Source organism: Nocardia sp. NPDC060259, assembly GCF_042728775.1.
In the GTDB taxonomy this organism is placed as follows: Bacteria; Actinomycetota; Actinomycetes; order Mycobacteriales; family Mycobacteriaceae; genus Nocardia.
In genome coordinates this window covers 36,221-55,793 of record NZ_JBHXAY010000017.1, presented here as the reverse complement: position 1 = coordinate 55,793, position 19,573 = coordinate 36,221, and the positions used below count along the sequence as shown (strand labels likewise).

General features: G+C 66.9%; 22 protein-coding genes and 1 tRNA gene. 10 read left to right on the top strand and 13 right to left on the bottom strand.

Going from position 1 to position 19,573, the window contains the following annotated elements; genetic code table 11:
• Positions 1 to 95: 95 nt before the first annotated feature.
• Positions 96 to 2,246, bottom strand: coding sequence for a S9 family peptidase (locus ACFWF2_RS10060; RefSeq protein WP_379306533.1), 2,151 nt, complete (start codon positions 2,244 to 2,246; stop codon positions 96 to 98).
• A 120-nt stretch (positions 2,247 to 2,366) separates the two neighbouring features.
• Here ACFWF2_RS10060 and ACFWF2_RS10055 point away from each other — a divergent pair, with 120 nt between their 5' ends.
• A complete protein-coding gene (locus ACFWF2_RS10055) occupies positions 2,367 to 3,401 on the top strand; it encodes a DUF2330 domain-containing protein (RefSeq protein ID WP_379306531.1) in 1,035 nt (344 codons plus the stop codon).
• 72 nt (positions 3,402 to 3,473) lie between these two features.
• Here ACFWF2_RS10055 and ACFWF2_RS10050 read toward each other — a convergent pair whose 3' ends face one another.
• From ACFWF2_RS10050 to ACFWF2_RS10030, 5 genes are all read right to left on the bottom strand, one after another.
• A complete protein-coding gene (locus tag ACFWF2_RS10050) occupies positions 3,474 to 4,406 on the bottom strand; it encodes an alpha/beta hydrolase (protein ID WP_379306529.1) in 933 nt (310 codons plus the stop codon).
• 163 nt (positions 4,407 to 4,569) lie between these two features.
• Positions 4,570 to 4,992 carry an HIT family protein gene (locus tag ACFWF2_RS10045; RefSeq protein WP_379306527.1) on the bottom strand — a complete coding sequence of 141 codons (423 nt, stop codon included), beginning with the start codon at positions 4,990 to 4,992 and terminating at the stop codon, positions 4,570 to 4,572.
• A 95-nt stretch (positions 4,993 to 5,087) separates the two neighbouring features.
• Positions 5,088 to 6,509, bottom strand: coding sequence for an adenylosuccinate lyase (gene purB, locus ACFWF2_RS10040; RefSeq protein ID WP_379037399.1), 1,422 nt, complete (start codon positions 6,507 to 6,509; stop codon positions 5,088 to 5,090).
• Between the two features lie 6 nt (positions 6,510 to 6,515).
• Positions 6,516 to 7,169: a TetR/AcrR family transcriptional regulator gene (locus tag ACFWF2_RS10035; protein WP_378850107.1), complete on the bottom strand. Its 654-nt coding sequence runs from the start codon at positions 7,167 to 7,169 to the stop codon at positions 6,516 to 6,518.
• A gap of 156 nt (positions 7,170 to 7,325) precedes the next feature.
• Complete coding sequence (locus tag ACFWF2_RS10030) at positions 7,326 to 8,489, bottom strand: pyridoxal phosphate-dependent aminotransferase (protein WP_379306525.1); 1,164 nt, start codon at positions 8,487 to 8,489, stop codon at positions 7,326 to 7,328.
• 304 nt (positions 8,490 to 8,793) lie between these two features.
• Between ACFWF2_RS10030 and ACFWF2_RS10025 the strand changes: the two genes are divergently transcribed.
• Positions 8,794 to 10,008, top strand: coding sequence for a M23 family metallopeptidase (locus tag ACFWF2_RS10025; protein ID WP_379306523.1), 1,215 nt, complete (start codon positions 8,794 to 8,796; stop codon positions 10,006 to 10,008).
• A 64-nt stretch (positions 10,009 to 10,072) separates the two neighbouring features.
• Here the strand turns inward: ACFWF2_RS10025 and ACFWF2_RS10020 are convergent, their stop codons facing one another.
• Entirely contained in the window at positions 10,073 to 10,495 is a 423-nt protein-coding gene (locus ACFWF2_RS10020) for a hypothetical protein (protein ID WP_379306521.1), read from the bottom strand.
• Positions 10,496 to 10,541: 46 nt separating this feature from the next.
• On the opposite strand from ACFWF2_RS10020, the gene ACFWF2_RS10015 reads away from it, so the two are divergent.
• The 5 genes from ACFWF2_RS10015 to ACFWF2_RS09995 are packed head-to-tail and all read left to right on the top strand — an operon-like array spanning position 10,542 to position 13,730.
• Complete coding sequence (locus ACFWF2_RS10015) at positions 10,542 to 10,853, top strand: WXG100 family type VII secretion target (RefSeq protein WP_379306519.1); 312 nt, start codon at positions 10,542 to 10,544, stop codon at positions 10,851 to 10,853.
• Positions 10,854 to 10,875: 22 nt separating this feature from the next.
• A complete protein-coding gene (locus ACFWF2_RS10010; RefSeq protein WP_379306517.1) occupies positions 10,876 to 11,175 on the top strand; it encodes a WXG100 family type VII secretion target in 300 nt (99 codons plus the stop codon).
• On the top strand, positions 11,172 to 12,524 hold the full coding sequence (locus ACFWF2_RS10005) for a putative toxin (protein WP_379306515.1): 1,353 nt from the start codon (positions 11,172 to 11,174) through the stop codon (positions 12,522 to 12,524). The genes ACFWF2_RS10010 and ACFWF2_RS10005 overlap by 4 nt, the downstream gene beginning before the upstream one ends.
• A 19-nt stretch (positions 12,525 to 12,543) precedes the next feature.
• Positions 12,544 to 13,344, top strand: a complete 801-nt coding sequence (locus ACFWF2_RS10000) for a HEAT repeat domain-containing protein (protein WP_379306513.1) — start codon at positions 12,544 to 12,546, stop codon at positions 13,342 to 13,344.
• Positions 13,341 to 13,730, top strand: a complete 390-nt coding sequence (locus tag ACFWF2_RS09995) for a YbaB/EbfC family nucleoid-associated protein (RefSeq protein ID WP_379306511.1) — start codon at positions 13,341 to 13,343, stop codon at positions 13,728 to 13,730. The genes ACFWF2_RS10000 and ACFWF2_RS09995 overlap by 4 nt, the downstream gene beginning before the upstream one ends.
• A 50-nt stretch (positions 13,731 to 13,780) precedes the next feature.
• On the opposite strand, the gene purD is transcribed toward ACFWF2_RS09995, so the two are convergent.
• A complete protein-coding gene (gene purD, locus ACFWF2_RS09990; protein ID WP_379306509.1) occupies positions 13,781 to 15,055 on the bottom strand; it encodes a phosphoribosylamine--glycine ligase in 1,275 nt (424 codons plus the stop codon).
• A 228-nt stretch (positions 15,056 to 15,283) separates the two neighbouring features.
• On the opposite strand from purD, the gene ACFWF2_RS09985 reads away from it, so the two are divergent.
• Positions 15,284 to 15,661 (top strand): PH domain-containing protein, encoded by a 378-nt coding sequence (locus ACFWF2_RS09985; protein ID WP_189029989.1) that lies wholly within the window; start codon positions 15,284 to 15,286, stop codon positions 15,659 to 15,661.
• A 13-nt stretch (positions 15,662 to 15,674) separates the two neighbouring features.
• A complete protein-coding gene (locus tag ACFWF2_RS09980) occupies positions 15,675 to 16,100 on the top strand; it encodes an HIT family protein (RefSeq protein ID WP_379306507.1) in 426 nt (141 codons plus the stop codon).
• A gap of 46 nt (positions 16,101 to 16,146) precedes the next feature.
• Here the strand turns inward: ACFWF2_RS09980 and ACFWF2_RS09975 are convergent, their stop codons facing one another.
• The 5 genes from ACFWF2_RS09975 to ACFWF2_RS09955 form a co-directional block, all read right to left on the bottom strand.
• The gene (locus ACFWF2_RS09975; protein ID WP_379306505.1) at positions 16,147 to 17,079 is read right to left on the bottom strand and encodes an SMP-30/gluconolactonase/LRE family protein; all 933 of its coding nucleotides are present in this window, start codon (positions 17,077 to 17,079) and stop codon (positions 16,147 to 16,149) included.
• A 92-nt stretch (positions 17,080 to 17,171) separates the two neighbouring features.
• A complete protein-coding gene (locus tag ACFWF2_RS09970; protein ID WP_379306503.1) occupies positions 17,172 to 17,582 on the bottom strand; it encodes a DUF4189 domain-containing protein in 411 nt (136 codons plus the stop codon).
• A 255-nt stretch (positions 17,583 to 17,837) separates the two neighbouring features.
• A tRNA-Thr gene (locus tag ACFWF2_RS09965) sits at positions 17,838 to 17,909 on the bottom strand.
• A 126-nt stretch (positions 17,910 to 18,035) separates the two neighbouring features.
• A complete protein-coding gene (locus tag ACFWF2_RS09960) occupies positions 18,036 to 18,272 on the bottom strand; it encodes an MbtH family protein (protein WP_022565839.1) in 237 nt (78 codons plus the stop codon).
• A gap of 119 nt (positions 18,273 to 18,391) precedes the next feature.
• Positions 18,392 to 19,225 (bottom strand): alpha/beta fold hydrolase, encoded by an 834-nt coding sequence (locus ACFWF2_RS09955; protein WP_379306501.1) that lies wholly within the window; start codon positions 19,223 to 19,225, stop codon positions 18,392 to 18,394.
• 172 nt (positions 19,226 to 19,397) lie between these two features.
• Here ACFWF2_RS09955 and ACFWF2_RS09950 point away from each other — a divergent pair, with 172 nt between their 5' ends.
• Complete coding sequence (locus ACFWF2_RS09950; RefSeq protein WP_019044795.1) at positions 19,398 to 19,556, top strand: hypothetical protein; 159 nt, start codon at positions 19,398 to 19,400, stop codon at positions 19,554 to 19,556.
• The last annotated feature ends 17 nt before the right edge of the window (positions 19,557 to 19,573 follow it).

Sequence of the window (19,573 nt, the reverse complement as noted above, 5' to 3'; positions counted from 1 at the left end):
TACGGTGTCAGCCCCAGGTGACACCCGCGTGCTCCGCCGATGACGCCCCGACGAACATCGGCGCACGCCTCACCACCGCTGCCGGTGCGAGGTGATTACGCGTCGGCCAGGCCGACCTTGTCGAGCACCCAGGCGTACTCGAAGCCGACTTCCTTCCACTTCTCGTAGCGGCCGCTCACGCCGCCGTGACCGGCGCTCATCTCCGTCTTCAGCAGCAGTTCGCTGTCGCCGGTCTTCGTGTCACGCAGCTTGGCGACCCACTTGGCAGGCTCGACGTAGAGCACCCGGGTGTCGTTGAGGCTGGTGATCGCCAGGATCGCCGGGTAGTCCTTGGCCTCGACGTTCTCGTACGGCGAGTAGGACTTCATGTACTCGTAGACGCCCTTGTCCGCCAACGGGTTTCCCCACTCGTCCCATTCGATGACCGTCAGCGGCAGCGACGGGTCGAGGATCGAGGTGAGCGGGTCGACGAACGGCACATTGGCGAGGACGCCGGTGAACAGTTCCGGCGCCAGGTTGGCGACCGCGCCGACCAGCAGACCGCCCGCACTGCCGCCGTCGGCGATCAGCCGGTCCGCCGCCGTGGCGCCGGTGTCGATGAGATGGCTTGCGCAGGCGACGAAGTCGGTGAAGGTGTTCTTCTTCAGCAGCGTCTTGCCGTGCTCGTACCAGAGCCTGCCCATCTCGCCGCCGCCGCGCACATGCGCCACCGCGAACACCATGCCGCGATCGAGCAGCGACAGCCGCGAGACCGAGAACGACGGGTCGATGCTGGCCTCGTAGGAGCCGTATCCGTAGAGCAGCATCGGCTTCGGGCCGTCGGCGGGCAGGTCGCGGCGCTTGATGAGCGAGATCGGGATCCGGGTGCCGTCCTGGGCCACCGCCCAATCCCGGTGCTGCTCATAGTCGTTCGGGTCGTAGCCACCCAGCACCGGCTGCTCCTTGCGCAGCAGCAGCTCACCGGTGGCGGGCACGTAGTCGAACACCTGCATCGGGGTGATGAACGAGGTGACCCCGACCCGCAGCGTCGGCTGTTCCCACTCCGGGCTGGAACCCGCACCGGCGGAGAACAATTCGAGCCCGAAATCCAGCTCGGTCAGTTCGCCGTAACCCTCGGCGGTCAGCGGCCACACCGACAGGCGCGGCAGCGCGTCGCGGCGGTAGCCGAGCACCAGATGGTTGGCGAAGGCGTCGATGTCCTCGAGCCGCACGTCCTCGCGGTGCCCGATCAGGATCGTCATGTCCGACGGGTCGGTGGCCGGCGCCTCGGCGAGCACGAAGTTCTCCGCCTTCACCCCGTCGACCACGTCGTTGTGCAGGATCAGGAAGCGGTCCTGGCCGGCGATCACCGCGTGCTCGGCCGAGTACTCCACGCCCTCACGGCGCGGCAGCAGCACCCGGAACTCGCCCTCGGGGTTGTCCGACTCGAGCACCCAGCCCTCGGTGGTGATCTTGGAACCGAGCCAGATCATCAGGTACTTCTCGGAGCGGGTCGCGCCGACGCTCACCCAGTAGCGCTCGTCGGGCTCGTGGAACACGGTCACGTCGGTATCGGCGGCAGCCCCGACGTGGTGCCGCCACACGGTGTCGGGACGCCACGACTCGTCGACGGTCTGATAGAAGATGTGCGTGCCGTCCAGCGACCAGGTCGCGCCGGGCGCGGCCCCCACGACCTCGTCCGGCAGCAGCTCACCGGTGCGCAGGTCCTTGATCCGCAGCGTGTAGCGCTCGTCGCCGGTGCTGTCGACCGAGTAGGCGAGCAGATTGCCGTCGTGGCTCAGCGAGAAGGCGCCGAGCGCGAAGAAGTCCAGCCCCTCGGCAAGGACATTGCTGTCGAGCAGCACCTGCTCGCCCTCGATCACCGTTTCGGCCTCGAGCTGCGGCGGCGTCCACGCGTCGATGCCATCGGCGTTCGCGTCGATGGGACAGCGGCAATGCACCCCGTACTGTTTGCCCTCGAAACTGCGCGAGTAGTACCAGTACTCCCCCAGCCGGGTCGGCACCGACAGATCGGTCTCCTGGGTGCGGGCCTTGATCTCGTCGAAGATCTTGTCCCGGAGCGGCTGGAGCTGGTCGGTCTGCGCCTCGGTGAAGGCGTTCTCGGCCTCCAGGTACGCGATGACCTCGGGGTCTTCCTTGTCCCGTAGCCACTCGTACTCGTCGACGAACGTGTCACCGTGATGCACCCGCTCGAAGGGCACCTTCTTCGCGATCGGCGCCGACACCGTCTCATTCTCGCCAGCCATGGGTCCACCGTAGCCGCAGCGCTCCGGCCGGGCCCGCCAACTCGGCCGCTACACCCCCGGGCGTCCGTGCTAGGTATTTCTGCGGATGGCAGCGGGGCGCGGAGTGCGTAGCCTGCTCGCATGGGGATGCGGTATGCGGTTCGATCGTTCGTCGTGACTGTCGGGGTGGTGCTGGCGGCAGGTTCCGCGGCGGTCACACCGGCGACCGCGTGTGCGTGCGGTGGGGTGGTCAGCGGGGGGAACTCGGCGCGGGTCGACAGTGAGACCGCGGTGCTCGGCTGGGACGGGACGCGCGAGACGGTCCTGATGCGGTTGGGGATGCAGTTCGATGGCGCCGATGCGGCCTTGATCGTTCCCACGCCGGCACCGGCGACCGTGTCGGCCGGGAGCGCGGCCTCGTTCAGCGAGCTGTCGCGGCTCACCGCGCCCGAAATCGTCAAGGAATACCACTGGTTCGGGAGCGACTACGACGGTGCGACCTCGGGTGCCGCGCCCGGCTCCGGCCCCGACGTCCTGGGAAAGGTGCAGCTCGGCCCGCTGGAGGCGACCACCTTGCGCGGCGGCGACCTCACCGGCGTACGAGAGTGGCTCGACGTCAACGGCTATCAGCTCCGCCCCGAGGTGAGCGCTACCCTCGACCCGTATCTGCGGGAGGGCTGGTCCTTCGTCGTGATGCGCCTCACCAGCTCGAAACCCCTTTCGGGCGAGCTCGATCCGGTACGCCTCACCTTCGATTCCGACCGCCTCGTCTACCCGATGCGGATGTCCGCCGCGGCCACCCGACCCCAGTCGGTCCACCTCTACGTCTTCAGCGACCACCGGGTGGCGCGCACCGACGCCGACACGGCGACCCAATCGACCACTACCGAATTCGCCTCCCCCATCGGTGAACTCACCGATCCGGACCTGAAAGCGCTTGCCGCGGGCAAGAACTACCTGACCGAGCTCTCGGTGAACATTCCCCAGCCGTCGAGCATCACCAGCGATTTCACGCTCGCCGCCGCATCGAAGGACGTCACCGTGCGCGACCGGGTGGTGAGCAAGGAATACGTCGAGATCCTGGGCTTCCCAGCGGGTTACGTGCTGATCATCGCCGGGCTCTCGGTCGTCGGCGTGATCGCGGGCGCGGTACTGCGCCGCCGATCGGCTCGATAGCACCCTGGAACGCACCGCGGCCCGGCTCTCGGGCCGCGAAGCCGTCGAGCCGGGCCGCGTCGAGCAGGATTCTCAGGCCCCCAGCGCCGGGCCGATGGTGTGCCACGACGCGTGCAGCGCGTCCTGCCAGTAGGACCACGAGTGCGTCCCGACCGGGTGGTAATCGATCTCGGCGCCGATGCCCGCCGCGCGCAGGCGCTGGTCGAAGGCCACCATGCACGTGTTCACGCCGAGTTCGATCGGCCCGCCGAGGAAGATGTTCTCCGCCAGCTGCGGCTTGAGCTCGGCCTCGTGCGGGCCGGGGATGCCGGTACCGGTCGACAGGTACAGCGCCTTGCCGCGCAGCCGGTCGATCATCAGCGCCGGATCGTGCGCAGCCCATTCCGGGCTGCCGGGCGCGCCCCACATATTGAGCGGGTTGCCACCGCGATTGGCGATGGAGAACATGATCGCGCCCGCCGCCATCGCGCTGTCGGGGCACGCGCTGTAACCGGCGACGGCCCGATACAGCTCGGGGTGGCGGGCAGCCAGGACATAGGCCGCGTTGCCGCCCATCGACAGGCCGCCGATGCCGTTGACGCCGTTACCGGCGAACTCCGCGTCGATCAGGCCGGGCAGTTCCTGGGTGAGGAACGTTTCCCACTTGTACCGGCCGAAGCGCGGGTCGTCGGTGATCCAGTCGGCGTAGTAGCTGGCCTGCCCGCCGATGGGCATCACGACGTTGACGTTCTTGCCGCGGAAGAACGCCTCCGCGTCGGTCGCGTTGGTCCAGGTGCTCTGGCCGACACCGGGATCGAGGCCGTCGAGCAGGTAATACGTCGACCGTGCGCCGCCGCCCGCCGGGTGCAGCACCTGCAGGTCGACAGTGCGGCCCATCGCAGGCGAGGTGACCGTGATCGCCGTCCGGGTGGGGCTGAGGTTGTTCACCCCGATGATCTGAGCGGCAGCCGCCGGGGCCGGGTTCACCACCGCGGGTCCGAGCAACGCGAGAGCGAAAGCCAGCACTGAAGCAGCAACACCTGTACGACGCACGACCCACCCTCCATTACCGCATGCCAAGGACAGTCCAAAGTAACCCAGAGGTGAATGAACTGGAAGCATTCGGCGTTTCGGGCGTTTCTTCAGCAAACTCTCCGGTTCGCAATGCCCGGTTCGCCCGAAGTGGGCGTCAGCGAGTGAGCGCGCCGCGGATGGAACCGGCCAGATAGTCGAGGTCGGCGCGGGCGGGCGAGGTCGGTCGCGCGCGCAGCCCGAAGCCGTCGCCCGGCGTCCGCGGGATCACGTGCAGATGCACATGGAAGACTTCCTGCCCGGCCGTGACCCCGTCGGCGAGAAAGAAGTTCACCCCGTCGGCCGCCACCTCACTGGACCGCAGCGCGGCCGCGATCCGCTGCCCCACCTGGAACAGCTTGCCGCCGAGGACCGGATCGAGATCGGCCAGGCTCGGCGCGGCCGTCTTCGGCACCACGAGCACGTGACCCGGAGTCACGGGACGAATGTCCATGAAGGCCAGCACATCGTCGTCCTCGTAGACCTTGGACGAGGGGGCGAGCCCGGCGATGATGTCGGCGAAGATCGTGTACGGATTCACCCGCGTACGGTATCCAGCCCGGTATTTTCGTGCACTTCGGCCGCTTCGAGTCAGAAAACTGACTGCGACGAACCGAAGTGCACGAATATGCCGGATCAGAGAATCGGCGACGGCGTGTAGCGCGCCGCCTCGGGGTTCGCCTCGACCAGCTTCTGCACCTGCGCGATCACCTCGGACACCTGGTCGGACGCGGCGCCGATGAACGCCGACTTGTCGGCCAGCGCGGCATCGAGGGCGGCGCGGTCCAGCGGCATCCGGTCGTCGGCGGCGAGGCGGTCCAGCAGATCGGGTTCGCGACCCTGCTCGCGCATGGCCAGCGCCACCGCGACCGCGTGCTCCTTGATGACCTCGTGCGCGGTCTCGCGACCGACGCCCGCGCGCACCGCCGCCATCAGGATGCGGGTGGTGGCCAGGAACGGCAGGTACCGGTCGAGCTCACGCGCGACCACCGCCGGGTACGCGCCGAACTCGGCGAGCACGGTCAGGAAGGTCTCGGTCTGGCCGTCGATGGCGAAGAACGCGTCCGGCAGCGCGACGCGGCGCACCACCGAGCAGAACACGTCGCCCTCGTTCCACTGCGCGCCCGCGAGCTCGGCCGCCATCGAGCCGTAGCCGCGCAGCACGACCTGCAGGCCGTTGACGCGCTCGCAGGAGCGAGTGTTCATCTTGTGCGGCATCGCCGACGACCCGACCTGGCCGGGCTGGAAGCCCTCGGTGACCAGCTCATGGCCCGCCATCAGCCGGATGGTGTGCGCGAACGACGACGGGCCAGCACCCAGCTGCACCAGCGCCGAGAGCACGTCGTGGTCCAGCGAGCGCGGGTACACCTGGCCCACGCTGGTGAACACGGTCGCGAAGCCGAGGTGGGTGGCCACCTGCTGCTCGAGCGCGGCCAGTTTGCCCGCGTCGCCGTCGAGCAGGTCGAGCATGTCCTGGGCGGTGCCCATCGGGCCCTTGATCCCGCGCAGCGGGTAGCGGTCGATCAGGTCGCGCAGCCGGGCCAGCCCGACGAGCACCTCGTCGGCGGCGGAGGCGAAACGCTTGCCCAGCGTGGTGGCCTGCGCGGCGACATTGTGCGAGCGACCGGCCATCACCAGCGTCTGGTACTCGGCGGCCCGCTCGGCCAGCCTGGCCGCGACGGCGACACCGTGGTTGTAGACGTGCTCGAGCGAGAGCCGGATCTGCAGCTGCTCCACGTTCTCGGTGAGATCGCGGCTGGTCATGCCCTTGTGCACGTGCTCGTGCCCGGCCAGCGCGTTGAACTCCTCGATGCGCGCCTTCACGTCGTGGCGGGTGACCCGCTCCCGCTCGGCGATCGAGGCAAGATCCACGTGGTCGATCACGCGCGCGTAGTCGTCGATCACGCCGGCGGGGACATCGATGCCGAGCTCCGACTGGGCCCGCAGCACCTCGAGCCACAGCCTGCGCTCGAGCACGATCTTGTTCTCGGGCGACCAGAGCGCGACGAGCTCCGGGCTGGCGTATCGGGTGGCGAGGACATTCGGGACGAGGCTCACGAACGTTCAGTCTAGTTGGCGTGCCCGTTCCAGCTGCTGGGGCATCATGTTGGGCACTACGGGCGGGGCGACGATGTCGATCATGTCCAGCAGACCGGCCCGTGCGGGGCGCCGCGGTTCCGGATGGCCCTCGATCAGCGCGGCCACTACGGCGCCGTCGACGACGGCGACCAGCCTGCGCAACTGCTCGGGGCGCACCACTCGGTCGGAGCGGCGCAGCACGTCGGCGAGCAGTTCTTCGAGCTGGGTACGTAGTCGGAGCTGAACCTCGCGTAACTCGGGGTGCCTGGCGGAGGCGACCGAGCGCTCGTAGCGGGCGATCAGCTGACCGCGGGCGTCCAGGTCGCCGTCGTCGGGCCCGACGAGCAGGTCGAGGACCAGGTCGACGGTCGCCTCGGCGCCGCGCCTGCGATGGCTGACCTCACCGACCCGGCGACGCATCGCGTCGAGCTCGATCGCGCCGCTGAACTCGACGGCCCGGGCGATCAGATCTTCCAGAGACTCGAAGTAGTAGGTGGTCGAGGCGAGCGGAAGATCGGCCCGCGACGCCACCGAGCGATGTCGCACCGCGTCGAAGCCGCCTTCGAGCAACAGTTCAGCCGCCGCCGCCACCAGGGCCTGGCGACGTCGTTCGCCTTTCGGGGTCGTCGCGGTGGTCACCGTGCCATCGTGCCAGTCATCATCAGTTCAACCGTGCGCAATCGTCATCGGGGAAACGCGGGAAATCGGGATAACTGAGTTTTACCGTATCCCGGCACGGAAGTGTTCGTACTAGGCAAAGTTGTTGTCGCACATCACTGTTGACAGCGGGACCGGTCAGTCCTTCAGGAACCTTCCCAACCGGTCCAGTGCTGCGGAGATGTCGTCGCCCGAGCCCGCGAAGGAGAAGCGAACCGTGCGAAGTCCGTGCACGGTGTCGAAGTCGAGACCGGGTGCCAGCGCGACGCCGGTGTGCGCGAGTATCTCGGCGCACCAGGCACGGGAATCGTTGGTCAAATGTCCAATATCGGCATAGGCGTAAAAGGCGCCGTCGGCGGGCGCGAGATCGGTGATACCGATGCTCGGCAGACCCTCCAGCAACAGCGCCCGGTTACGCGCGTACCGGCGCACGTGACCGTCCAGTTCATCCTTGGCTTCCGGTCCGAACGCGTGCACCGCCGCGTATTGGGAGATGGCGGGCGGGCACACGGTCATGTTGGAGGCCAGCCGCTGCAGGGCGGGACGCAGGTCCTCGGGAGCGAGCATCCAGCCGAGCCGCCAGCCGGTCATCGAGAAGTACTTCGACACCGAGCCGATGACCACGGCGGACCGGGAGAACTCCCACGCCGACGAGGTCGGCGTGCTCGCCCCCGCGTAGGTGATGCCGTGGTAGATCTCGTCGGAGATCAGCAGGGTGCCGTGCTCCTCGCACCAGCGGGCCAGCGCGGCCAGTTCGGCCGGGTCGATCATGGTGCCGGTCGGGTTGGCCGGACTGGCCACCACCAGGCCCGCGGGCGGCTCCGGCAGCGCCTCGAGCATGGCCACGGTCGGCTGGAAACGCGTCTGCGGGCCGCAGTCCAGTTCGACCACGGTGCAGCCGAGCGCGGTCAGCGTGTTCCGGTAGGCGGGGTAGCCGGGCCTGGCCACCACCACGGTGTCGCCCGCGTCGAAGGCGGCCAGGAAGATCAGCGTGAACGCGCCCGACGATCCCGTGGTCACCACCACCTCGTCCGGGTGCACGTCATAGCCGTAGGTCTCGCTGTGATGCCCCGCGATGGCTTCGCGCAACGGCAGGATCCCGAACGTCTCGGTGTAGCCGAGCAGTTCGTGGTCGATGGCGGCCCTGGTGGCCCGCAAGACCGGCACAGGCGCCTGCGTCGAGGGCTGCCCCGCCGCGAGGATCAGCACATCGCCATGCGACCTGGCCCGTTCGGCCGCCGCCTTCCACACATCCATCACGTAGAAGGGGGGAATTGTCGACCGGCGCGATTCTCTGGACACCCGAGAGACGGTAGAGCACCCGATTGCGCGCGTTCACAGATATGGTCGGCACAATGGCTCCGACAGCGAAGACGCAGCCACCGACGCAGCAGGCGCAGCTGCGTCGGTGCCGGGGCGCGGGGGCACGATGGAGTGGATGAGGGCGGGGAGAGTGCGGCGGGCGGATACGCGAACGACCGATCGCGCTGACACGTCGTCGGCAGTCGGCGGTTCGTCGGCCGAGGCAATCGTGCCAACGACGGGTGACAGTGTGCGCCCGGCGGATACAGCGGCACACAGTCACGAGCAAGCGGTAGCCGACGGGGTGGGCACGGCAGATGCAGGCGTCGGCAAGCAGGCCACAGCCGACGGCACGCGCCCCGCGGACGCCGACAGCGACAAGCAGACCGCAGCCGACGAGGTACACGCCGCAGACACGGACACCGGCTGGCAGGCCACAGCCAACGGTGTTGCAGCGGAGGACACTTCGGCCGGCCACAATGCCCCGGCGGACGACAACGCGTCGGCACAATCCGCCGCAGATAGTGCAGCCCGGCGCATGGTCAGCATCAACGGCCATGTCCTGCAGGCGAATTGGCGCGAGCAGCTGACGTCGAAGACCAGCGTTCGCGAGCGGGTGACGGCCTGGGTGGACAAACACCCGGCAGTCGGCGAGGTCGCGGGTGAACTGCGCCGTGGCGAGGTGCGCACGGTGTTCTGGTTGCGGCCCAAGGCAGTTGCCGAAGCGCTGTGGGCGCAGCGGCCGAGCCGGGATCGAGTGCGTCAGGTGCTGCTCGAGCGTCGGGTGCTGATCGCCGGCGTCGTCATCGTCGCGGTGTTCGCCGCCGCCGACTCGCAGATCAGGGACATCGCGAGCGATCGTCCACTGGCGCCGGGCGAGGCGCAGCGGGTGGCGATCGCCTATCCACCGCAGCTCGCGCCGAATCCGCAGTCGTCGAGCCGCCTGCTCGCCGCCATCGCCAGGGGCGAGAAGCGCCGTGAGGCAGCGGTGGTCGCCGCCGCCGCGCGCGCCACCCTGGAGCGGGCGAAGGCGGAAGCGGCGGCCGCGGCGTCGGGCGAGTGGCAGGACTGGATGGGCCAGCGGGCCCCGGTGGTCCCCGGGGTCATGGTGCCGGGGTCGACACCGTCCGGCGGCGGCTTCAGCCTGCCCGCCAAGGGCGCGTTCACCTCCGGTTTCGGCTCACGCTGGGGCACCATGCACCGCGGCATCGACATCGCCGCACCCATCGGCAGCCCCATCTACGCCGTCGCCGACGGCACCGTCGTCGAAGCCGGACCGGCGCAGGGCTTCGGCCTGTGGGTCCGCATCCGCCACGACGACGGCACCATCAGCATCTACGGCCACATGTACGACTTCTTCGTCTCCCAGGGCGAACGCGTCCCCGCGGGCATGCAGATCGCCCGCATCGGCAACCGCGGCGATTCCACAGGCCCCCACCTGCACTTCGAGATCGTGCAGAACGGCCAGCATGTCGACCCGCAGGCCTGGCTGGCCCTGCACGGCCTGCGGCTGACCTGACGCCTGACATCACCAAACGCAAGTCGGAGTCGTTCGATCGCCGGATGCGCTCGGCGCGAACGGCTTACTGCCAGAGTCGCCGGACACCCACGGCCGCATTTGCACCAATCATGTCGATGTTCACCGACTGTTCGTCCGACGTGTACGGAACGAGTAGGTCGATCGCGATGCCGCCCGCGTGCTCGGCGGCGATCTTGATCGCATCGCCGACGAAGGGGTGCCGCGCGGTCACGGCGTACACGATGACTCGAGCGCGCAACTCCCGCCGGTCATCATCGAAGGTGAGGTCGTCCCGGATCGAATCTTCGTCTGGGGCCGCCCCCGCAAGCCGGCGCATCGACTTGGCCCCGTCCACGCCCACAACCAGCATGAAGGGCGCGAGACCTGCTACGCCACTGAGCATTTCACCGGCGACGCCTATACTGTCCCGCAGCAGGTTGTCCAGGTCGTCCTGTTCTTGTTGCGACGCCGCGCTACGCCAGTCCATGTGCGCTTCCTCCAGACAGACGATCGGGAACGGGGAAGGGAATGCTATGGACGACAGTACGCTCGACGTCAGCCCGGAGAAGCTTCGGCAAGCAGCGACTGCGCTGCAGAACCGCCAGGGCGATCTTCTCTACGAACTCAACAGAATTCACCTCGCACACACAGATCTCCAAAACACGTGGCAGGGCGCCGCCGCGGATCTGATCGCCACGACATGGGAGTCGTTGAACTCGCGGGTCGCCGCGCACACCAGTCACCTCGAAAGCTATGCACAGCACCTTCGAACCGCTGCGCAGGCCTTCACCGGACAGGACGACGACGGCGCCGCAGAGATCCAGCAGTACAGATTGAACCTGTGACAGGGCAAGACCGGAATTCCTGATGGCACTGTTCTCATACGATCTGACCGCGATGACCCACTTCGTCACCGATCTCGACACCCGCATCGCGACGTTGGAAACCTATCTCGCCGATGCCCGCACCACCGCCGCGACTCTCGCCCAGGAATATACAGGGGAGGCAGCAGACGCTTTTGCCGAAACTCACACGAACTGGCAGACCACCGCTGCGAGCCATCTCGTTGAGTTGCGGGAGCTTCGGCACCATGTCGACAGTTGTCGCCAGAACTATGCCGACGCCCGTGCGGCCAACCGCCAGATGTTCGGCTGGTCAGACGGATGACCGACATCGATCCCGAGTCCTACTACAACGCCGCACGACAGCTGACCGGCACTAGCCGGGACGTGGAGCGTGATCTTCGAGCCCTAAAGTCCAAGTTGACGGTCGCCAACTCGGCCGGGAGCTATTTTCCGGGCGGGACCCGATGGGGCCAGAATTTCGACCAGGCAGCCACCGATATCTTCGAAGTTGCTTCGACCAGCGCAATGGCCGCCCGCGAACTGGGATACCAGGTGCACTGGGCCGGGCTCAATCATGCCCATGCCGAGAATAACAACAACCCGAAAGCTAACCAGCCGACCCCTGCAGCACAGGACGGCACCACGTTGAAAATCAACCTGCACCCCGGCGAGTACGCCGCGGGCGGTCAGCACGATACGCCATCCAACTGGGACTTGCTGAAGGGATTGGTCACCCGCCCATGGGCAGATAGTGACCCCGCAAGGATCACTAAGGCAGGTACCGATTTCGGCGAATGGGGTCGAGCCACCAAGAGAACCGCGGACACGATGCGCAATTTCGCAGTATTGAAATGGTCCGCCGCAGAGAAGGCTGACGTCGAGGTCAGCGGAATAATAGATGAAATCAACAACGTGCACACGGCATTGCATGATTCCGGCGAGCTCGGCACATACCTCGAGACTGCCTGTAAATCGGTAGGGAAGATCAGCGCAGACAACCGCGCGTTGATAGTTACTTCGCTAAATATTCTTCGGATCATCCTCCTGTCCTATGAGGCCGACAAATTTGCCCTGAAACGCCTTCCCGGGTTCATATCGGGGCCGATGATCAGGGCGATAGAAAGACTTGAAGAAAAAACAAAGAAGGATTACGCCAGCGCAATCGACGGGTTACTGAACGAAATAAACGATAACGTCGACCAAGCGATTGGCAACTGCCAAGGCATCTACGCAGCAGCGAGTGGCGACGTACAGTTCTTGTCATCCATCCTGAATCGAACACCCCGTAACGCCCAACCAATTCGGAATCGCGACAAGGACGGCAATGAAGACGCCGGCGACCGCGGCGAGGAAAGAGCGGGGATCCCGCTACCCGCCGGCCGAAGAGGGGTAACGGTAAACGGCGACACGATATACCCTGACTACATCGATGTAGGAAACAAGCAAGTGGTCGAGGTGAAGAATGCAAACGAACTGGACGACCGCTCTATCAAGCAGATCAAACTCGAAACCGTATACGCGCAGAGCCAGGGCTATACCATGGTTCTGGTAACCGACCATCGAACGAACATAAACGATCCCGACATTCGACACATGATCGATACCGGGCAAATCCAACTGGTCAGGAAGGAGCTAGACGATAACAATGACGCCAAACCCAAACCTCGATAGGTCATCGGAGCTCCGGAAGTTGCGAGAGCAGATCGCGCGGATAGAGTCGGGGACGGAAGACATCGCCGAGGCAGCCGCCGAGGCGCGAGCGAAGGCCCGCATCCAGGAACCCGAGAAGATTGCGCAGCAGGAATGGTCGGGCGCTAACTATCCGGGAATGCCGGATAATGACGACTGGCTTGAGAATATTCCGCCGGAATACGTTGATGGCGAGCGCGGGTTCGAACTGCGACTCGCTCGGGACCTGGCCGCTGTCGGAGTTCGATGCTTCAGACTTGCCGACCTCGACAATTACGTCGGCACCGACCCACAAGCGGTACCAGTTTTCATAGATTGGCTGGCCGATCTTGACAGAAAGATTCCTGGACCCGAGACAACACACCGACAGGGGATCCGCGCCCATCTGCTGCACAACCTCGCCGATCCGGTTGCCTATGGCGATCAAGCGGCGATCGCCGCGTTGATTGCGCAGCTTCGGCGAGACCCACCGATGCCAACTGATTTGCAATGGTGGGCAGGCGGCGCACTCGACAAGATCGCGGGACCGGAGAACTATGCTGAAATACTCGGTCTGTTCAACGAGCTGACAGATGACAACCCGCGTGCCGCTCTACTCCCGTACCTCGGACGATCGAAGACCCCCGAAGCGATACAAATCGCTGTCGATGCACTCGCCGATCGCGGCACCCGCCAATGGGCGATTCAAGCTCTCATTCTCGCGGAGGCGGACGGCACTCTCCCACTCATTGCCCGCTATGCCGACGATGAGAGCGAACAAGTTCGCGATTGGGTCCACACAGCGATGGAGCAACTCGAATGACACCGAACGATTCCGAACTGGAGGCCGCCGCCGATGAGTTCGAGGCCCAGTTACGGGCCATCGAAGCCAACAGCGAACAGATCGCCCGAATCGAGGGGGAGGCACGGACACCGGATGGGGCAGTCAGGGTTCGAGTGAATGCCATGGGTCTCCTCCTCGATGTCAAGCTCGGCCGGACTACGTCGAACGCAAATCGGGAATGGCTCGGGCGCACGATCGTCGAACTGACGGCTGCGGCTGCCCAGAATGCGGCTGCGCAGGTCGACAACCACTATGCGGGTCTCCGCGCTGCGCAACGGGCGGTCCAGGATCGGATCGCCGATGTAGACCGTGTCCAGGGCCAACATCTACGCATGGTGTCCAACAGCATCCAACGCCCGACATAAACGCGAACGACCGACGGAACTCTGCTGAGGGCGCAGCGCAGAAGTCCTAGCTACGTCGTCCGCTCCGGGACGACCACCTCGGTCGCGCCGATGTCGGTGCGGAAGTGACTGCCGGGGAGCTTGATCTGGGCGAGCCGGGCGTAGGCACGTTCCCTGGCCTGGGCGAGATCCGCGCCGACGCCGACGACGTTCAGCACACGCCCACCCGCCGAGACCAGCGCCTTGTCCTCGCGCTGTCCGGTGCCCGCGTGCAGCACCAGCGTGTCGCCGTCCAGCGCGCCGTCGTCGGCGCCGGTGATCACGTCACCGGTGCGGGGGCGGGCCGGGTAGTTCTCGGCGGCCAGCACGACCGTGATGGCCGAACCGTCCTTCCAGCGCGGCGGCTCGACCTCGGCCAGGCGGCCGGTGGCGGTGGCGTGCAGCAGTTCGGCGAACGGGCTGTCGAGCAGGGCCAGCACGGCCTGGGTCTCGGGATCGCCGAAGCGGCAGTTGAATTCGACGACGGCGGGACCGTTGGTGCCGATCGCGAGGCCCGCGTACAGCAGGCCGGAGAAGGAGCTGCCGCGCGCGACGAGCTCGGCCGCGACGGGCTTGACCACGTCCTCGACGATCTCGTTCAGCGTCTCTTCGGGCAGCCACGGCAGCGGGGTGTAGGCGCCCATGCCGCCGGTGTTGGGGCCGGAATCGCCGTCACCGACACGCTTGTGGTCCTGGGCGGGCAGCAGCGGGACCACGGTCTCGCCGTCGACCAGGCAGAACAGCGACACCTCCGGCCCGTCGAGGAACGACTCCAGCAGCACCGGGTGGCCCTGCTCGAGCAGCTCGGCACCGTGATCGCGGGCCGCGCGGCGGTCGGCGGTCACCACGACGCCCTTGCCCGCGGCCAGGCCGTCGTCCTTGACGACCCAGGTCGGGCCGAAGCGGTCCAGCGCCGCGTCCAGGTCAGCCGGGTTGTCGACGATCTCGCTGTGCGCGGTCCGCACACCGGCGGCCGCCATCACGTCCTTGGCGAACGCCTTCGATCCCTCGATCCGGGCCGCGTCCTTGGACGGACCGAACACCGGGAACCCGGCAGCGCGCACGGCGTCGGCGATGCCGAGCACCAGCGGCACCTCGGGTCCGATGACCACGAGATCGGCGGCGACCTCGGCGGCCAGCGCGACGACGTCCTCGGCCGCGCACGGATCGACCGGGCGTAGCTCGGCATGCTGTCCGATGCCCGGGTTGCCCGGGGCGGCGATGACCGCCGTCACGGACGGGTCCCGGCGTAGCGCCAGGACGAGGGCATGTTCACGGGCTCCGGAACCGATGACGAGTACGCGCACGGTCACAGATTAGTCGCGCGCTTCGCACCTGCTTCGCACGCCCCAGCCCGCTCTCTGGTCGCGGTATCCGGTAGCGGCCGCGCGGCCGCGGCCGCGGATCCGATCCCGCACCCGGCACCGGGAATTCACCCGCACACGCCACCCACATCGGGTTCGCTTGGGGGACAATGATGCCGGCGTGACGACTTGGTCCGCCGCATGCCGGAGCACGGGCGAGGGGAGCACATCATGGGTCTGCTCGACGGAATGATGGGCAATGCGGGCCGCATCGACCCCGCCGCCGCCCAGCAGGAGTACGCGCGGCTGTTCGGCCAGGGTGAGCAGGTCTACTCGGCCTTCATCCTGGTGCGCGACGCGATGCTGTTCACCAACCGCAGGCTGATCCTGGTCGACAAGCAGGGCGTCACCGGCCGCAAGGTCAGCTACCACTCCATCCCCTACCGTTCGATCACCCACTTCGCCGTGGAGACCGCGGGCACCTTCGACCTCGACGCCGAGCTCTACATCTGGATCGGCAGCGGGAACGAGCCGGTCAAGCAGCGGTTCAACCGTCAGGTCGACATCTACGAGGTGCAGGGCATCCTGTCGCATTTCGTCGGGATCTGATTAGGCTCGCCGCATGGCATCCGTCTTCAGCGCGATCATCGCCGGACAGCTTCCCGGCCGCTTCGTCTGGGAGGACGACGAGTTCGTCGCCTTCCTCACCATCGCCCCCGTCACCCAGGGCCACACCCTCGTCGTGCCGCGCGCCGAGATCGACCAGTGGCAGGACGTCGACCCCGCCGTCATGGCCCGCCTCACCGCCGTCGCCCAGAAGATCGGCCAGGCCGTCCGCATCGCCTTCGACGCCCCCCGCGCCGGCCTGCTCATCGCGGGCCTGGAAGTCCCCCACCTGCACACCCACGTCTTCCCCGCCTACACCATGGGCGACTTCGACATCTCCGGCGCCGACACCGCCCCCAAGCCCGAATCCCTCGACGAAGCCCGCGACAAGATCAAGGCCGCCCTCCGCGAACTCGGCCACGGCGCCAACGTCCCCGACTGACCCCTACCGCCGAGGCCGAGCGCACGCCCCACCTTTCCGAGCACCGTCAGGAGTTGGGTGGGGTCAGCTGGGTGACGGTACCGAGGAAGCTCGTCACATAGAGGGCGTGCGCGTCCCAGCCCGGGCCTGCGCCGAAACGGACCGAGGAGGACAGCGGGAGTCCGTCGGCGATGGTGCAGGTTTGGCGGGTGTCCAGGTCGACCCGCTGGATTCGGCCTGCGACATTGAGCGCCACGTATGCCTTGCCGTCCGGGCCGACGGTCAGATCGTCGGCAGCGTTCAGTGGGCCGTATCCGGGGATCACGGTGTGCGGGGCAGGCCTGGACGGGTCGGCGTAGTCGACGAAGGTGACCACTGTTGTGGGGTCGAATGTTGTCGAAACTACGAGCCGATTGCGCGCTCGGTCGAACGCGAGGCCGTTGGTGGAGGTGAGTGACGGTGCATAGGGCGACGCGCTGCCATTCGCCGCTACTCGCGTCATGGATCCCGCGCCGACGTCCTTGCTGACGACGAAATCGCCGTTCGGCAGTTGCGCGAGGCCGTTCGGCATCGTCAAGCCGGTGGCGATCGTGGTGACCGCGCCGGTGTCGAGGTCAAGCGCGCGAATGGTGCCGTCCGCGCGGCCCGTCAGCGCTGCCACGGCGCTGTTGCCGGTCGTGAAATAGGCCGTGTCGCCGACGACGATGACGCCACCGGGGCCGTCGATACCGCCCACCGCGACAGACTTCGCGCCGTCGGCCGCCAGACGCTGTAGCGAGCCGCCGACTCCGGTGGCGGATTGCTCCGACAGCAGCAGGTTCCCGCGGCCGTCGAAAGCGAGGTTCTCGAGCAACCCGTAGCCGGACGCGACCGTGCGCTGTGTCCACTGCGGACACGATTCCGGCGCGGCGGCAGCCGGGGTCGCCGCGGGCAGAAGCGCGGCCGTCGCGGTGACGGTCAGCACGCCGATTGTCCGGCTCAGCGGACGTGAGAGGTTCATCGGATCTTCCTGATTACTCGCCGATGCGTCTCACCCTATGCCGAAAGGAGGCGTGTCAGCCCGACATCTATCGAGACCGTGCGGGAATTAGATCAAGGCAGGGTGCAGGCGTGGTCGCGATTGAACGAGCCGGCGCTTCCGGTGCCGGTGGGGAGGTTGCGGGTGGCGTCTGCGTATGCCTCCCCTGGGTTCGCCCCTTTACCGAAGCCCACGATCGGGAACCCTGCGACGATCGCGAGCGGACTCGTCACGACTGCACCGCAGCCGTCCGCGAACGTCACCACCATCCGGCAGTCGATGATGCCTTGCCCCTTGCACGCTCGGTCGGCGGCTCGAATGGCGTCGGCTTCGGTCGGGTGGTTGACCGAAAACGCGTAGACGTTGCCCCACACGCTGAGGGAAACGGCGCCCCAGTTGACCGGGTCGGCGTCGGCGGGCGGTGCCGCGAGGACGGCAGCGGCGCTCACCGAGAGCGCGGCGGCCGCAAAGGACTTGTTGAACATGTGGCGTGTGCTTCCTCTGCGCGCCGACCAGGGTGCGGCGATCGCATGGAAGATACCGCAGCGCATGGACGCGAGGTCGCCCCAAAAGTCTTGGGGTCACGGCAAAGACCGAGGGCGACTAGATCGGTTTCGGCAGATCCGTCACGAACGCCGCAGTTCGTGAGTGCGTCCACAGTGAGGCCGAACGCCGGATTCAAGGCGGCGGGCAGCGCGTAGAAAGGCTCTGACCAGGGCCAGAGCCTTTCTTTCGCATTGAGCCCCCTGTCAGGATTGAACTGACGACCTTCGCTTTACAAGAGCGGTGCTCTACCACTGAGCTAAGGAGGCGGGTACTTCATCGGCCCCGGAGGGCAGCGACCATCATAGCGGCACGCGGCGGCCGCGTGGCATCGGTAGGAGTGCCACACGGCCGTCACGCTCAGCGAGGCCCCGGCGCAGTATCTGTGTTACTGCTCAGGACTGGGCGCGGGCCGCATCGTCGGCGGCCATCGCGTCACGCAGGCTCTTGGGACGCATATCGGTCCAGTTCTTCTCGACGTATTCGACGCACGCGGCCCGGCTTTCCTCACCGAACACGACACGCCAACCCGCCGGGACCTCCGCGAACGCGGGCCACAGGGAGTGCTGCTCTTCGTCGTTGACCAGAACGAAGAAGCGGCCGTCCTCGTCGTCGAAGGGGTTGGTGCTCATTTCACCTCACTGGATACTGGCGCTGTGTACGGGATCGCTCAGGGGTGCGCACCCCCGGGCGTTGTGTCGACCCTAGCAAGGCAGACGTTACGTGTAGGTGGTTACCTCAGCCTCGGCGGTCAGGCCGCGAAGAAATCGAGGAGGATCTTGTTGACCGCCTCGGGGCGTTCCAGGTAGCCATAGTGCCCGGTGTCCGGAATCTCCTGGTACCTGGCGCCCGGGATGGCCTCGGCAACCTCCCGTGACAGATAAGGCGGAATCATCCTATCATCGGCGAAGCCAATTGCCAGGCAGGGCACCGTGATTGCGCGATAGGCGGCGATCCGGTCGAACTCGTGGTCCATCGCCCGCTGGGCCCGGATTCCGGGGGGCGTGGTCCCGCCGGTGAACTCGAACAGATCCAGCCAATCGCGGGCGGCGTTGGCGTCGGCCATGGTCGCGGGTGACAGATTCATCACCGCGGTCAGGGCCGCCTCGAATTTCGCGGGCAGCTGCACACCGGCGGCGTCGAGGTCCTGCTCACCGGCCGACAGCGTCTTCTGGAACTGGTCGAGCCTGCCGTGGCCCGCCATGAAGACAGCCTTGCGGACCAGGTCGGGACGGGCCAGTGCCAGCTCCTGGGCGACCCGGGCGCCCATCGAGGTGCCCGCGATCAGGGCGGGCCCCTCGTCGAGGAACTCGATCAGCGCCGCGGTGTCGGCCACCAGCTCCTCGATCCGCATGCCATCGGCCGCCTCGAACGACGGCGCGATACCCCGGTTGTCGAAGACGCACACGCGGTATCCGGCCGCGACCAGCGCGGGAACCTGATGCAGATCCCACACCCGGCCCGGCGACCCGGTGCCCATGATCAACACCACCAGCGGACCGCCGCCCTTGACGTCGGTGCCCTTGGTACGGTCGCCCTTGACCTGATAGTTCAGTGCGATGCCGTTCACCGTGGCCAGTGGCATGAAAGAAACCTCTCTGCGGAGTGGACCTGTCCGACGACCACGGTAACGGGACCGCCACGACACTGCACCGGGGTGGGGTGATCGGGTCGGGAGTTCATCGGCCGTGCACAAGCGACCGATAGTATTGACTACTCGCACGCAGAGCGTTTGGAAACCGGGAGGACGAACCACTATGGCCGCGAAGAGCAGCGCCAACGACATCGCCGACGACGAGCTCGAGCCACTGGCCGACGAGACCGCTCGCCAGGCACAGCGCGTCGTCGCGGCATACGCCGAAGACGCTGACGAGTGCCGGATGCTGCTGTCGATGCTCGGCATCGGACCCAGCTGACCCTCCCCTACGACCAC